Here is a 15413-nt window from a genome sequence, read left to right as displayed (position 1 = left end):
CGTATGATATTTATCTGTCTATTGTAGTGATGTTTAATTATTCTTCGTCGAATGTACGAGCGCCAAGTTCTTTTTCGTAAAGATATAATGCATTGCTGTCATCGCCGATACGAGTTAAATAATTGATGTGAGTTTCAAACATTGATTCTTCTTCGACTTGTTCATCTAAGAACCAGTTTAAGAATGAGATAGTTGCATAATCTTTATCTTGACGAGCGATTTCAGATAAGTTATAGAAACGTCTTGTTACTTCTTGTTCTTGAGATAAGCTGTCTTTGAAAGTTTCTAGTATGCTTGAAAAGTCAATTTTTGGTGCTGAAACTGCTCTGAATTCTGCATGTGCACCTCTGTCGTTAATATAGTTATAAATCTTTTGTCCATGGAAACGTTCTTCTTTAGCTTGTTGAATGAAGAAGTTTGCAAATCCTTCGTACGATTCTTTATCACAGTATGCTGCCATTGCCATATATGCGTGTGCTGCAAAGTACTCATGGTTCATTTGATCATTTAATGCTTCTAATAAATTTTTACTTAACATTTTGATACACCTCTTATTTGTAAATTAAAATTACTATGAATTAAACTTAGTATAACAAACTCATTCTCAATTGTAAATAATAATAATTATAATTTAACACCTTATTTTAGCACTCTAATTGAGAAAATGTATCATTTAGCGATATTTAATTGAGAATAAATATCATTTTTAATTATCTAAATGAGAATTATTATAATTTAGAAACACTGTATCAATTTGTGATTGAGAAACTTTTTTGAAGTTGCCTTGTCATGTTATAATGATGCGAGTGGAAATTTGAGGAGGAAACACATGAGACAGTGGACGGCAATCCATCTAGCGAAATTGGCGCGTAAAGCAAGTAGAGCAGTAGGTAAAAGAGGAACAGATTTACCTGGACAAATCGCTAGAAAAGTGGATACAGATATATTAAGAAAATTAGCAGAGCAAGTTGATGATATTGTATTTATCAGTGGAACAAATGGTAAAACAACGACTTCAAACTTAATTGGACATACTTTAAAAGCAAATAATATTCAAATTATACACAATAATGAAGGTGCTAATATGGCTGCAGGTATAACTTCTGCATTCATCATGCAATCAACACCTAAGACTAAAATTGCGGTAATCGAAATTGATGAAGGTTCGATTCCACGTGTGTTAAAAGAAGTTACACCTTCAATGATGGTATTTACTAATTTCTTTAGAGATCAAATGGATCGCTTCGGTGAAATTGATATTATGGTTAATAACATTGCAGAGACAATTAGTAATAAAGGCATCAAATTATTGCTAAATGCTGATGATCCATTTGTGAGTCGTTTGAAAATCGCAAGTGATACGATTGTGTACTATGGTATGAAAGCACATGCCCATGAATTTGAACAAAGTACGATGAATGAAAGTAGATATTGTCCAAACTGTGGTCGCTTATTGCAATACGATTATATTCATTATAATCAAATTGGTCATTATCACTGTCAGTGTGGTTTCAAACGAGAGCAAGCAAAATATGAAATATCAAGTTTTGATGTGGCACCGTTTTTACATTTAAATATCAATGATGAAAAATATGATATGAAAATTGCAGGTGACTTTAACGCTTATAACGCGTTAGCAGCATATACTGTTTTAAGAGAGCTAGGGTTAAATGAACAAGCAATTAAAAATGGCTTTGAAACGTATACATCAGACAATGGTCGTATGCAGTACTTTAAAAAAGAACGAAAAGAAGCGATGATCAATTTAGCTAAAAATCCTGCAGGAATGAATGCAAGTTTATCAGTTGGTGAACAATTAGAAGGCGAAAAAGTGTATGTTATTTCGCTAAATGATAACGCTGCAGATGGTCGAGATACTTCATGGATTTATGATGCAGATTTTGAAAAATTATCTAAGCAACAAATTGAAGCTATCATCGTGACAGGTACACGAGCAGAAGAACTTCAATTGCGATTGAAGTTAGCAGAGGTTGAAGTACCAATTATAGTTGAGCGTGATATTTATAAAGCAACGGCAAAGACTATGGATTATAAAGGTTTCACAGTTGCAATACCAAACTATACATCATTAGCGCCTATGCTTGAACAATTAAACCGTTCGTTTGAAGGAGGTCAATCATAATATGCATGAATTGACTATTTATCATTTTATGTCAGATAAATTGAATTTATACAGTGATATAGGAAATATTATTGCTTTAAGACAACGTGCTAAAAAACGAAATATTAAAGTTAATGTCGTAGAAATCAATGAAACAGAAGGTATTACCTTTGATGAATGTGATATTTTCTTTATCGGTGGTGGAAGTGATAGAGAACAAGCATTAGCAACAAAAGAATTAAGTAAAATTAAGACACCACTTAAAGAAGCGATTGAAGATGGTATGCCGGGATTAACAATTTGTGGAGGCTATCAATTTTTAGGAAAAAAATATATCACGCCTGATGGTACAGAATTAGAAGGGTTAGGTATTTTAGATTTTTATACTGAATCAAAGACAAACCGATTAACAGGAGATATTGTTATCGAAAGTGATACTTTTGGAACTATTGTAGGTTTTGAAAATCACGGTGGTAGAACATATCATGATTTCGGTACACTTGGTCATGTCACTTTTGGTTATGGTAATAATGATGAAGATAAAAAAGAAGGCATTCATTATAAAAATTTATTAGGTACTTATTTACACGGACCAATTTTACCTAAAAATTACGAAATCACTGATTATCTGTTAGAAAAAGCTTGTGAACGTAAGGGTATTCCGTTTGAGCCTAAAGAAATAGATAATGAAGCGGAAATACAAGCGAAACAAGTATTAATAGACAGAGCAAATAGACAGAAGAAATCTCGTTAACTCTGAACATCGCATCAATGGATTTAATATTGATAAACGATGAAGTTTAGTAATTAATCATATATGTATAAACACACACATTATTTTGGATGGAAACAACCAAATTGATGTGTGTTTTTTTTGTTCTAGTGAATAATTATTATACAATGAGTATCTATCCTAGAATTATCAATAGTAATGGTGATTATGCAACATGAAAAAATGAATGATGAAAGGAATTTGACGATGAAGCCTACTAAATTGATATTAAAAGATGCATCTTATTTACATAGCAAAACATCGATAACATTTATTTTAAAAGATGTAGTTATCGAAGAAGATAATAAAATTTATTATTTCGACACTAGTGCAACTTTCGAAGATCAAGAAGTTAAATTTGAATTTGCACTTTTTGATAGTGACATGGACAATTTGAAACATATGGATTACGACAATCCTGTTACTGAAATATATTTTATAGAACCTGATTTACATTTTACAATTATTGATTTTAATCAAGAACTGCTTTGTATTTATATTGATTTTGATTCTGGTTTAAGGCATTCAAACATGGCAACAGAATCTGGTATTTCATTAAGGATAAATGTTGCTAAATCAGATTTTACTAAATTTATTAATGAATTAGCCTCTTTACATTAATGATTTAAATCTGATACATAATTACAATCAAAAAAGACAGCCACATCCCTCCGTAGTTTAGGGGTGTGGCTATATTTGAGTCTGAATATTTATGCTTGTAATTTTAAAAAGGGACATGCTATATACGATAAAAAGAGGCGGGGACATAAATCAATGTTCTATGCTCTACGAAGTTATATTGGCAGTAGTTGACTGAACGAAAATGCGCTTGTAACAAGCTTTTTTCAATTCTAGTCAGGGGCCCCAACAAAGAGAAATTGGATTCCCAATTTCTACAGACAATGCAAGTTGGGGTGTGGGCCCCAACAAAGAGAAATTGGATTCCCAATTTCAACAGACAATGCAAGTTGGGGTGTGGGCCCCAACACAGAGAATTTCGAAAAGAAATTCTACAGGCAATGCGAGTTGGGGTGGGACGACGAAATAAATTTTACGAAAATATCATTTCTGTCCCACTCCCATGGTGCCAATTAGTATAAGGTACTTAAATTAAGCATATCTGCTGTCTAGCAGTCGATAAATCATTAGAACTTCGTATAGTATATGACTTTTAATTTGATTTTCACCACTAATTTCAAGTGCTTTTATTGTCGAACGTAAAGTTTCTACAGAATCATCTTCTCTCTTAAAAGAACCATCATAAAATATATCTTTGATGCTACTACTAATTTTTAGCAATGCCATTTTTTCGTCACCTGAAAAGTTAACACGAGTATTTTTAGGTAAGTAAATGATATTTGATAAATGAGTGATAAACAAACGATTCGTATATGCACGTTTAGTTAATTGATTGAGTAATTTCCAATCACATTCTTTTTTCTTATGATAGCTTAATTCATCACGTTGATAACTTATTAACGTTTCAACTTGATTGTTTAAATTGAAAATATTTTTATATGCTTTTTCGCTTTTATCAGATTGCAGTCTTGATAAGATAAGTTCTTGGCAGCGATTGTAAAATAATTTATACATCAAGGCATCTGTCTTACTTAATTTTTCTTCGACCTGACCATAATACTTAGGTGGAAACACCATGAAGTTAATTAAACCTGATGTCACGAGTCCAATAATTGCTGTCAATGTTCGAGACAAAAAGTTGAATATGTAGGCATCATGAATACCTGGAATCATAGCTAATGATGTTAGTACAGCGACATTCGTACCAACTTGCAATTTGAGTTTTGTACAGAATAAAATCGTGAACGTTGCACTCAATGCATATGTAAAAGGTGATTGATCGCCGAATAAATATGTAAATAATACTGCAAAGCCTGCACCAATTACCGTAGCAGGTAATCTACGATAACCTTTAATAAGTGATGCCTTGGCAGTTGGTTCAATTGTGACTACAGCTGTTAAAATGGCATAGATGGGTGTTAAATCTAGTGCCATACAAAAGACAGCTGTTAAAAAAATGGCAATACCAGTTTTAATTGTTCTGGCACCAATTAAATGTTTATACCATTGATCGTTCATTTTTTAACCTCTAATCATCGTAAAATCTTAGCGAGCGCTTTATAATAATAGTATCGTACATTGGAAAAGTTCATGTATGTAAAATATTTGAAATAATCATACTTAAGCATTACTTTGATTTTCATATACATTAATCAAAGTTCTGGGCTCCACAATGTTATATTGTTAGTAGTTGACTGAAATAAAATGCACTTGTAACAAGCATTTTTCAATTATAGTCCGGGGCCCCAACATAGAGAATTTCAAAAAAGAAATTCTACAGGCAATGCAAGTTGGGGTGTGGGCCCCAACACAGAAGCTGACGAAAAGTCAGCTTACGATAATGTGCAGGTTGGCGGGGCCCCAACATAGAGAAATTGGATCTACAATTTCTACAGGCAATGCAAGTTGGGGTACAACGATAAAGAAATATTTTTTCTTTATCACACTATGTCTCACTCACTTTCCAAAATACTAAAGTAACATCTTTAGTATATCAAAGAATTTTTGCTATAATAAGTTATAATTATATAAAAAAGGAACGGGATAAAATGATTGTAAAAACAGAAGAAGAATTACAAGCGTTAAAAGAAATTGGATACATATGCGCTAAAGTGCGCAATACAATGCAAGCTGCAACCAAACCAGGTATCACTACGAAAGAGCTTGATAATATTGCGAAAGAGTTATTTGAAGAATACGGTGCTATTTCTGCGCCAATTCATGATGAAAATTTTCCTGGTCAAACGTGTATTAGTGTCAATGAAGAGGTGGCACATGGGATTCCAAGTAAGCGTGTCATTCGTGAAGGAGATTTAGTAAATATTGATGTATCGGCTTTGAAGAATGGCTATTATGCAGATACAGGCATTTCATTTGTCGTTGGAGAATCAGATGATCCAATGAAACAAAAAGTATGTGACGTAGCAACGATGGCATTTGAGAATGCAATTGCAAAAGTAAAACCGGGTACTAAGTTAAGTAACATTGGTAAAGCGGTGCATAATACAGCTAGACAAAATGATTTGAAAGTCATTAAAAACTTAACAGGTCATGGTGTTGGTTTATCATTACATGAAGCACCAGCACATGTACTTAATTACTTTGATCCAAAAGACAAAACATTATTAACTGAAGGTATGGTATTAGCTATTGAACCGTTTATCTCATCAAATGCATCATTTGTTACAGAAGGTAAAAATGAATGGGCTTTTGAAACGAGCGATAAAAGTTTTGTTGCTCAAATTGAGCATACGGTTATCGTGACTAAGGATGGTCCGATTTTAACGACAAAAATTGAAGAAGAATAGTTCAACATATACTAAGACTAAAGTATGAACATCATTTAGTTCCGGAGCCTATTCATATTGGTTTCGGAACTGTTTTATAATAATTAAGAACACAATCAATGCGTCATTTCAAAAATATGTTGTACTAAAGTAGTTTTTAAGCAAACATATCATCGACATCAACGAAGATACATAGCGCATTTGGTATTTTAAAACTTATTATAAAAGGTGATAGTTATGAACTATGTTGAACGTTATATTGAACAGTTTTTGAGAGCAACAGTAAGAAATAATATCAAGCACTACCTTTTAATGCTAGATGAAAAAATGAAAAATTTAGATGATTATATGCGTTATTTAATTACTAAAAAAGAACAACTTAGCAAGTTAATTGACAGTCTAATGCTAACATTAGAAAATAAATATATTGATATTGCTGAAGCATTTCAAATTCAATGTGCAAGAGAAATCAATAATCAAGAAATTGAAAATATTAAATCAGAGTTGAATAAAGTTGAAGCATATTATGCACAAATTGAAACTCAAATTCAACAAACTTCAACTGAAAAAATAGCAACAGAAAAAACATCGTATCTAATAAATTATATGAACGCTGTGGCATAGAAAGGCGGCGAAACATGACACACAAATATATATCAACGCAAATGTTGATCATTTTTACTGCATTAATGATTATTGCCAATTTTTACTACATATTTTTTGAAAAAATTGGCTTTTTACTCGTTCTATTATTGGGATGTGTATTAGTTTATGTAGGATATCTTTATTTTCATAAAATACGTGGCCTTTTGGCGTTTTGGATAGGCGCGCTATTAATTGCATTCACATTATTGTCTAATAAGTATACAATCATCATCTTGTTCGTCTTTTTATTACTACTTATTGTGCGTTATTTAATACACAAATTTAAACCAAAAAAAGTAGTTGCGACGGATGAGGTTATGACTTCACCATCTTTTATTAAACAAAAGTGGTTTGGTGAGCAACGTACACCAGTTTATGTATATAAATGGGAAGATGTCCAAATTCAACATGGAATTGGCGACCTACATATTGACTTAACAAAAGCTGCAAATATTAAGGAAAATAATACCATTGTTGTTAGACACATTTTAGGTAAAGTGCAGGTTATATTGCCGGTTAATTACAATATTAATTTACATGTAGCTGCTTTTTATGGAAGTACTTACGTGAATGAAAAATCATATAAAGTTGAAAATAACAATATTCATATTGAAGAAATGATGAAACCGGATAACTATACAGTTAATATCTACGTATCAACGTTTATCGGAGACGTAGAGGTGATTTATCGATGAACCACTACATTAGAACAATTGGTTCAATGCTCATCTTAGTATATAGCATGCTAGCTGCATTTCTATTCATCGATAAAGTTTTTGTAAATATCATCTATTTTCAAGGTATGTTTTATACACAAATATTCGGAATACCAGTCTTTTTATTTTTAAATCTCATCATCATATTATTGTGTATTATTGTTGGTTCGGTACTCGCATACAAAATCAATCAGCAAAATGATTGGATTAAGACGCAAATTGAGCGTTCAATGGAAGGCGAAACAGTTGGCATTAATGATCAAAATATAGAAATATATAGTGAAACGTTAGATTTATACCATACACTCGTACCTTTAAATCAAGAATTGCATAAGTTGCGACTTAAAACTCAAAATTTAACCAATGAAAATTATAATATTAATGATGTGAAAGTTAAAAAGATTATTGAAGATGAACGTCAAAGACTAGCTCGAGAACTTCACGATTCTGTTAGTCAGCAACTTTTTGCGGCAAGTATGATGCTTTCTGCTATCAAAGAAACGAAGTTAGAACCACCATTAGACCAACAAATTCCGATTTTAGAGAAAATGGTTCAAGATTCGCAGTTAGAAATGCGTGCTTTGCTGTTACATTTAAGACCGCTTGGTTTAAAAGACAAATCTTTAGGTGAGGGTATTAAAGATTTAGTTATTGATTTACAAAAAAAAGTGCCGATGAAAGTTGTGCATGAAATACAAGATTTTAAAGTGCCTAAAGGTATTGAAGATCATTTGTTCAGAATTACACAGGAAGCAATTTCGAATACATTGCGTCATTCAAACGGTACAAAAGTGACAGTAGAATTGTTTAATAAAGACGATTATTTATTGTTGAGAATTCAAGACAATGGTAAAGGTTTTAATGTTGATGAAAAATTAGAACAAAGTTATGGACTTAAAAATATGCGTGAAAGAGCTTTGGAAATTGGTGCAACGTTCCATATTGTATCATTGCCAGATTCAGGTACACGTATCGAGGTGAAAGCACCTTTAAATAAGGAGGATTCGTATGACGATTAAAGTATTGTTTGTGGATGATCATGAAATGGTACGTATAGGAATTTCAAGTTATCTATCAACGCAAAGTGATATTGAAGTAGTTGGTGAAGGCGCTTCTGGTAAGGAAGCAATTGCCAAAGCCCATGAGTTGAAGCCAGATTTAATTTTAATGGATTTACTTATGGAAGACATGGATGGTGTAGAAGCGACGACTCAGATTAAAAAAGATTTACCGCAAATTAAAGTATTAATGTTAACTAGTTTTATTGAAGATAAAGAGGTATATCGTGCATTAGATGCAGGTGTCGATAGTTACATTTTAAAAACAACAAGTGCAAAAGATATCGCCGATGCAGTTCGTAAAACTTCTAGAGGAGAATCTGTTTTTGAACCGGAAGTTTTAGTGAAAATGCGTAACCGTATGAAAAAGCGCGCAGAGTTATATGAAATGCTTACAGAACGAGAAATGGAAATATTATTATTGATTGCGAAAGGTTACTCAAATCAAGAAATTGCTAGTGCATCGCATATTACTATTAAAACGGTTAAGACACATGTGAGTAACATTTTAAGTAAGTTAGAAGTGCAAGATAGAACACAAGCTGTCATCTATGCATTCCAACATAATTTAATTCAATAGTTCGTATTGAATTAAGAAAAGTTACTTACGCCAATCACAATATAACATCAAATAGACACCAAAAACAGAGGTCTTCGCAATCATTAGCGAAAACCTCTGTTTTGTTGGTGTTTAGTCTTTTTTAAGCTTATCAACGATTTTGTCTTTTATATTTTTATCATCTTCTGGATAGGTATCACTAGGATGTTCATCAACATGGTACGTACGTTGATGTGTTGCATTACTATCTTCATCATATTCGTATCTAGTGTTCTCATTATAATGATTTTTATTATTGTCATCATGTTCTAATGCTGCTTCTTCAGGTGTTTTACCTTTAATTACACTACGCTGATGAATGATTGCATTGATTTCAGCACCGACAATTATAATAAAACTTGTGATATATAACCATAGTAACAAAATGATGATACCCGCGATACTGCCATATGTTTTAGAATAGTTACCAAAATTTGAAATATACCAACCAAAACCAAATGAACCAGCTAACCAAATAATTGAAGTAAATACTGCACCTGGTAATACTGACTTAAGCTTCGTTTTAACGTTAGGTGCAACCGAATATAACACGATAAATACGATAAATATAATAATGATTGGTAACACAATTCTAATAAGGTTAAAAATCCATTTCACTTGTTCGTCAAATCCAAGTGGACCGAATAGGAAATGACTAATTACAGAACCAAGCGTTGGTAATGCTAGAGCAACTACAAACACAACGCCCATAACTACAGTGAAGACAACACTTAGTAGTTTTAATACGATTCCATTACGGCTATCTTCTACATCGTAAGCAACATTGAAAGAATTCATAATTGCAGTCATTCCATTTGAAGCTGACCAAATTGCTAAAATCAAACCGATAGATAATAAGCCACCACTGGAGTTTTGAGTTATATCACCAATTACACTCTTAATTAGAGTAGATGTTTCAGCGGGTGCATTGCTTAACATATTAGTAATTTGACTCTGCTTAATATTGAAAAATGGTAATAATGTTAATAGGAAAAGCAACATAGGGAACATAGCAAGTACGAAATGGTAAGTCATTTGTGCTGCTAGTCCTGAGGCATCATCTTTTCCTATGCGATAGATGAGATATGATAAGAAATTAGAGTCTTTCTTATATTTTGCAGGTTTATTTAATCTTGATAAGAAGAAAACCTGATCATCTTTTTTAGGTTTCTTAGATTGGAATTGTTGAGGTTCAATATATGTACGATCAACATCAATTTTGGGATTACTTTTATTTTTTGACTCCTCTTGTGCTTCCTTAACAGAATTAAGATATTTTGAAGAAGAGTGATCCTTTTTCGACATGTGCACTCCTTAACCTTTCTCTATGTAATGTTTTATAAAGTAACTATTAGTATTTATCCAATTATAAAAAAACTAAACAATGATATGCTTTAAAAATGATAATATTATAGAAATTAATTGATTTAAATCTTTCATAGGCTATTTTGATTTAAAATTAAAACAAAGGCAATACTGAAACAATGCAGTTTGGCCAATCATTGTATTATCATTTAATAATGATAACTATGAAAGGCGTACACCAAATTGTTAAGTATTGCCTTATAAAAACAAAATCATCTTAGCGTTGATTTTTTCTATTAACAAATGTTTCTTTCGCATCTTTTAATGAACGTTCTAATTCAGGATTATTACGACGAATTTCTTCAACAACATCTTTCCAGTATAAAACTTCGTCTTTAATCTTGCTGACTTTAGAAGGCTTACGAGTGCGGTTACCATTTTTTGCATCTTTAACTGATTGAACTAAAGCTTGACGTGTAGATTTATCAGCTAAACTAATTGCACCACCAATTACGGCACCAATTAAAATACCAGGAACAAATTTATTTTCCATAAAAAACTACCCCTCTTTCAAATTTGCATCTTTTACGATGTAGTCTATTAAATTATCACAAGATGATAATACCATGTCGTATACACCTTCAAAATTATTCGTGTAGTATGGATCTGGTACATCACTCTCTTCCATATTACTAAATTCTAACAGTTTGAACAATTGTCCCTTAAGATTAGGATTGATAGATTTAATATTATCAACGTTACTTTGATCCATAGCCACAATGTAATCAAAATCATCTGTCGCTTCGAATAATTCACTAATCATGCCATCAAATGGAATATTGTGTTTGTTGAGAATTTTTTGTGTACCTTCATGAGGTGGCTCTCCTAAATTCCAGCTACCAGTACCTCTTGAATGTACTTTAATATCATGAATATTTCTGTCTTTAAGTCTTTGTCGCATGATTGCTTCTGCCATTGGAGAACGACATATATTGCCAAGACAGACAAATGCTACATCTACCATTTTGATTCCTCCAAACTATGTAGTTATATCCCCATTTTATAGCGACTTTAAACAATAAGAAAGCAGATTATATAAAATTCTATTAAAGTTTATTAAATTGTGATACTTTGATAACATAACTATTATTAGAGGTGAACATTGTGGCTATGACAAATGAAGAGAAAGTATTAGCTATTAGAGAGAAGTTAAATATTGTTAATCAAGGATTATTAGATCCTGAAAAATATAAAAATGCAAATGAAGAAGAATTAACAGATATATATGATTTTGTTCAATCAAGAGAAAGATTGTCGCCAAGTGAAGTGACAGCTATTGCTGACGCTTTAGGACAATTGCGACACGACTAGGAGTGGGAATTTTGACTAATTACAAAGAAAAGTTACAACAATACGCTGAACTATTAGTTAAGGTTGGTATGAATGTTCAACCAAAACAGCCAGTATTTATTAGATCATCAGTAGAAACATTAGAATTAACGCATTTAATTGTAGAAGAAGCATATCATTGTGGCGCTTCAGATGTACGTGTTGTATATAGCGATCCAACCTTAAAACGCTTAAAATTTGAAAATGAATCTGTGGAACATTTTGCTAATCATGAGATAAAATCATATGATGTTGAAGCGAGAATGGATTACGTTAAACGTGGCGCTGCTAATTTAGCACTTATTAGTGAAGATCCTGATTTAATGGATGGTATCGATAGCCAAAAATTACAAGCATTTCAACAACAAAACGCACGCGCATTTAAAGGATATATGGAAAGTGTACAAAAAAATCAATTTCCATGGGTCGTAGCTGCTTTTCCATCTAAAGCTTGGGCGAAGAGTGTGTATCCTGAACTATCTGTGGAAGAAGCATATATTAAGTTTATTGACGAGGTATTCGATATTGTGCGAATTGATGGTAACGATCCAGTTGAAAATTGGCGTCAACACATCGCTAATTTAAGTGTTTACGCTCAAAAGTTACAACAAAAAAATTACCATGCGTTGCATTATGTATCTGAAGGTACTGATTTAACAGTAGGTTTAGCGAAAAATCATATCTGGGAAGATGCTACAAGTTATGTTAACGGCAAGGAACAAGCTTTTATTGCTAATATACCAACTGAAGAAGTATTTACAGCACCAGATCGAAATAGAGTAGATGGATATGTTACTAATAAATTGCCTTTAAGTTATAATGGCACAATTATCGATCAATTTAAATTGATGTTTAAAGATGGAGAGATTATTGATTTTTCAGCTGAAAAAGGTGAAGCGGTATTGAAAGATTTAATCAATACTGATGAAGGTTCAAGAAGATTAGGTGAAGTAGCATTAGTACCTGATGATTCACCGATATCAAATCGTAATACCATTTTTTACAATACTTTATTTGATGAAAATGCAGCATGTCATTTAGCGATTGGATCTGCTTACGCCTTTAATATTCAAGGTGGAACGGAAATGACTGTTGAGGAAAAGATTGCAAGCGGATTAAATGATTCAAACGTACATGTCGATTTCATGATTGGTAGTAGTGATTTGACTATTTATGGCATATTCGAAGATGGTTCAAAAGAACTAGTATTTGAAAATGGAAATTGGGCATCAACATTTTAATAAATGTATTTTGAGGTGCTGAGTAGGAAATGAAACATGTATTTAAAGGTCAAATACGTGATTAAAGTATAGATTGGGAGATAAAATAATGACAAATCAGGACAGACCAATGAAATCTATGTCAGAATCAAAATGTTATAAAAATAGACAAGTTTTCCCTCAAGATACGAATCACCATCATACAATGTTTGGTGGTACATTGATGGCTAATATTGATGAAATTGCAGCAATCACAGCTATGAAACATGCTGGTGCGCAAGTAGTTACCGCATCTACAGACTCAGTAGATTTCTTAAAGCCGATTAAAACAGGGGACATATTACAATACGTAGCGATGGTTTCATACGCTGGGACTAGTTCAATGGAAGTGGTCGTTCAAATTAGAATTGACGATGTATTTAATAACAAGCATGATTTAGCTGCATTAAGTTACCTAACATTTGTTGCGTTAGATGATGAAGGCAAACCTAAACATGTACCTGGTGTATATCCAGAAGATGATGTTGAAAAATGGTTTTATGATACAGCACCACAACGTGTTGAACGAAGAAAAGCACGTCGCATTGAAAGTAAACAAACAATTGAATATTTAGCTCAAGTGCAACATATTAGAGACTAAAAATATAAAGACAGATTGTTAAGGATGAATTGAACTGTTATGTTCGAATATTCCACCTACAATCTGTCTTTTTGATTATGCACGTTTATGCTTTTAGTTAAAATTTAACCCTTTTATTATAGACTATTAGTCCTATTAAATGACCTTTATTATTAAAGTAGAGTACTGCCAGCAATTAATTGTTTTTTATTTTATAATAGCATTAAAATATGCGGAGACTACTTATCGATAAAGTGCTTCTCCGCATAATTAAGAGTTTTTAAAATTGTATAATTTGTGGTTGTTTGTGCATATGACGCTCATTATCTTTAAAATCCATATTCGGATAGTACATATTTTTAACAAGAACATTTGGTCCTAAACAACTAAACTCGGAACAATGACAATTTAATGATTTAGCAAGATCAGAGGATAACCATTTATCAAATACATCTGTTAATTTATCTTTTTGTATATTCGAAATTGTACCTGTTTCATCTCCGAAATCAGTTACGATTACATTACCTGTAAATACATTGACATTTAAACGACTACGGCCATCCGGGTCATTTCTAGTCGTTACATTTTTAGCAGTTCTTAAACGTGATAGTAACTTTTGATCTTCATCATCTTTTAAGCATGGAAACACAGGCAAAGTACCAAATAACATCCAAATATCTTCATCTCTGAAATCCAATATATCATGAATTGTCTTTTTCATTTCCGCTAGAGTTAACACATTTAATTGACTTGCAAAGTCAGCTGGATACATAGGGTGAATCTCGTGTCTGCTACATTTCATATCATGAACGACTTCTTGATGTATTTTTCGTAAATGTGGTAGCGTACTTTGATTGAGCATTGTTTCCGCAGATACAAACATTCCTTGTTCTGATAATGTACGTGCATTCGAAATCATTTGTTCATATAATTTTAACTTAGCTTTTAACGGTGGTTGCTTCTTCATTGCGCCAAAGCCAACATTTGCGAATTCATCAGTTGTTCCCCAGTTATGTGAGATATGCATAACATCGATATATTCAGCAATATCTAAATAACGATCTTGAGGCAATGTTAGGTTTGAATTCATTTGTGTATATATACCTCGATGATGTGCATACTTTAATAGAGGTTTAACAACATTTCTAATAGACTTTTTAGAAAACATTGGTTCGCCACCTGTAATTGACATCGTTCGCAGATTTGGAATTTCATCAAGTCTACGATAAATTAAGTCCATATCTAAAGGCTCGGGGTCGACAGTTTGTAAAGTATAACCAACTGCACAGTGGCTACAACGCATATTACAAAGATTTGTAGTTGTAAATTCGATGTTACTTAAAGTTAATTGGCCATGTTCTTTAACATCGTTATATGATTCCCATGGATCATTGTAAATGCTAACAGGTTGCTTCAATTTGACGCTATTCATCGTCTTAAACTTCCTTCTTTCTATTTGGTTCATATCGGTATGATACCACTTCGTATTATCACTCGTAACAAATTATCTCTTAATTTTAGTTAATTGAAAAGGGGATTTTTAAAAGTCAAAATAATTTGAATGTCATAAATATAGCTAAGATTATATCGCTTTAACGCAATTT

At 32.3% G+C, this 15413-nt stretch carries 17 protein-coding genes and 1 pseudogene; 12 read left to right on the top strand and 6 right to left on the bottom strand.

Annotated elements, in window-relative coordinates; all coding sequences use genetic code 11:
- Positions 1-37 precede the first annotated feature (37 nt).
- Positions 38-538, bottom strand: coding sequence for an H-type ferritin FtnA (ftnA, locus tag IDG66_RS04865; RefSeq protein ID WP_000949467.1), 501 nt, complete (start codon positions 536-538; stop codon positions 38-40).
- 291 nt (positions 539-829) lie between these two features.
- Here ftnA and murT point away from each other — a divergent pair, with 291 nt between their 5' ends.
- The 4 genes and pseudogenes from murT (at position 830) to IDG66_RS04845 (ending at position 3515) form a co-directional block, all read left to right on the top strand.
- Positions 830-2143, top strand: a complete 1314-nt coding sequence (gene murT, locus IDG66_RS04860; RefSeq protein ID WP_001250333.1) for a lipid II isoglutaminyl synthase subunit MurT — start codon at positions 830-832, stop codon at positions 2141-2143.
- A 1-nt stretch (position 2144) separates the two neighbouring features.
- Positions 2145-2876 carry a lipid II isoglutaminyl synthase subunit GatD gene (gene gatD / locus IDG66_RS04855; RefSeq protein ID WP_000544969.1) on the top strand — a complete coding sequence of 244 codons (732 nt, stop codon included), beginning with the start codon at positions 2145-2147 and terminating at the stop codon, positions 2874-2876.
- Positions 2877-2961: 85 nt separating this feature from the next.
- A pseudogene (locus IDG66_RS04850) lies at positions 2962-3073 on the top strand (hypothetical protein).
- A 28-nt stretch (positions 3074-3101) separates the two neighbouring features.
- Positions 3102-3515: a hypothetical protein gene (locus IDG66_RS04845; RefSeq protein ID WP_001837236.1), complete on the top strand. Its 414-nt coding sequence runs from the start codon at positions 3102-3104 to the stop codon at positions 3513-3515.
- 489 nt (positions 3516-4004) lie between these two features.
- Here IDG66_RS04845 and IDG66_RS04840 read toward each other — a convergent pair whose 3' ends face one another.
- Positions 4005-4991: an FUSC family protein gene (locus IDG66_RS04840; protein ID WP_000999713.1), complete on the bottom strand. Its 987-nt coding sequence runs from the start codon at positions 4989-4991 to the stop codon at positions 4005-4007.
- 530 nt (positions 4992-5521) lie between these two features.
- Here IDG66_RS04840 and map point away from each other — a divergent pair.
- The 5 genes from map to vraR all read left to right on the top strand — a co-directional run bounded on the left by map (position 5522) and on the right by vraR (position 9258).
- Complete coding sequence (map, locus tag IDG66_RS04835; protein WP_000636142.1) at positions 5522-6280, top strand: type I methionyl aminopeptidase; 759 nt, start codon at positions 5522-5524, stop codon at positions 6278-6280.
- A 216-nt stretch (positions 6281-6496) separates the two neighbouring features.
- The gene (locus tag IDG66_RS04830) at positions 6497-6883 is read left to right on the top strand and encodes a hypothetical protein (protein ID WP_001110179.1); all 387 of its coding nucleotides are present in this window, start codon (positions 6497-6499) and stop codon (positions 6881-6883) included.
- 14 nt (positions 6884-6897) lie between these two features.
- Positions 6898-7599: a cell wall-active antibiotics response protein VraT gene (gene vraT, locus IDG66_RS04825; protein WP_000149064.1), complete on the top strand. Its 702-nt coding sequence runs from the start codon at positions 6898-6900 to the stop codon at positions 7597-7599.
- Positions 7596-8639 carry a sensor histidine kinase VraS gene (gene vraS / locus IDG66_RS04820; protein ID WP_001017131.1) on the top strand — a complete coding sequence of 348 codons (1044 nt, stop codon included), beginning with the start codon at positions 7596-7598 and terminating at the stop codon, positions 8637-8639. Before vraT ends, vraS begins: the two co-directional genes overlap by 4 nt.
- Positions 8629-9258 carry a response regulator transcription factor VraR gene (gene vraR, locus IDG66_RS04815; RefSeq protein ID WP_000153535.1) on the top strand — a complete coding sequence of 210 codons (630 nt, stop codon included), beginning with the start codon at positions 8629-8631 and terminating at the stop codon, positions 9256-9258. The genes vraS and vraR overlap by 11 nt, the downstream gene beginning before the upstream one ends.
- A gap of 111 nt (positions 9259-9369) precedes the next feature.
- Here vraR and IDG66_RS04810 read toward each other — a convergent pair whose 3' ends face one another.
- From IDG66_RS04810 to IDG66_RS04800, 3 genes are all read right to left on the bottom strand, one after another.
- Positions 9370-10581, bottom strand: coding sequence for a YihY/virulence factor BrkB family protein (locus IDG66_RS04810; protein WP_000037091.1), 1212 nt, complete (start codon positions 10579-10581; stop codon positions 9370-9372).
- A gap of 277 nt (positions 10582-10858) precedes the next feature.
- A complete protein-coding gene (locus tag IDG66_RS04805) occupies positions 10859-11134 on the bottom strand; it encodes a YtxH domain-containing protein (protein ID WP_000428172.1) in 276 nt (91 codons plus the stop codon).
- Positions 11135-11140: 6 nt separating this feature from the next.
- Complete coding sequence (locus IDG66_RS04800; RefSeq protein ID WP_000228666.1) at positions 11141-11605, bottom strand: low molecular weight protein-tyrosine-phosphatase; 465 nt, start codon at positions 11603-11605, stop codon at positions 11141-11143.
- A gap of 146 nt (positions 11606-11751) precedes the next feature.
- Here IDG66_RS04800 and IDG66_RS04795 point away from each other — a divergent pair, with 146 nt between their 5' ends.
- From IDG66_RS04795 to IDG66_RS04785, 3 genes are all read left to right on the top strand, one after another.
- On the top strand, positions 11752-11952 hold the full coding sequence (locus IDG66_RS04795) for a DUF1128 family protein (protein WP_000180460.1): 201 nt from the start codon (positions 11752-11754) through the stop codon (positions 11950-11952).
- 2 nt (positions 11953-11954) lie between these two features.
- Positions 11955-13211 carry an aminopeptidase gene (locus IDG66_RS04790; RefSeq protein WP_078055712.1) on the top strand — a complete coding sequence of 419 codons (1257 nt, stop codon included), beginning with the start codon at positions 11955-11957 and terminating at the stop codon, positions 13209-13211.
- 88 nt (positions 13212-13299) lie between these two features.
- Entirely contained in the window at positions 13300-13830 is a 531-nt protein-coding gene (locus IDG66_RS04785; RefSeq protein ID WP_000184383.1) for an acyl-CoA thioesterase, read from the top strand.
- Between the two features lie 259 nt (positions 13831-14089).
- Here the strand turns inward: IDG66_RS04785 and yfkAB are convergent, their stop codons facing one another.
- Positions 14090-15241, bottom strand: a complete 1152-nt coding sequence (gene yfkAB, locus IDG66_RS04780) for a radical SAM/CxCxxxxC motif protein YfkAB (RefSeq protein ID WP_001089622.1) — start codon at positions 15239-15241, stop codon at positions 14090-14092.
- Positions 15242-15413: the final 172 nt, after the last annotated feature.

It is taken from the genome of Staphylococcus sp. EG-SA-18 (assembly GCF_017151825.1).
GTDB classification, from domain to species: domain Bacteria; phylum Bacillota; class Bacilli; order Staphylococcales; family Staphylococcaceae; genus Staphylococcus; species Staphylococcus aureus.
Note: the sequence above shows the minus strand (reverse complement) of the source record. Positions and strands in the feature narration are given on the sequence as shown.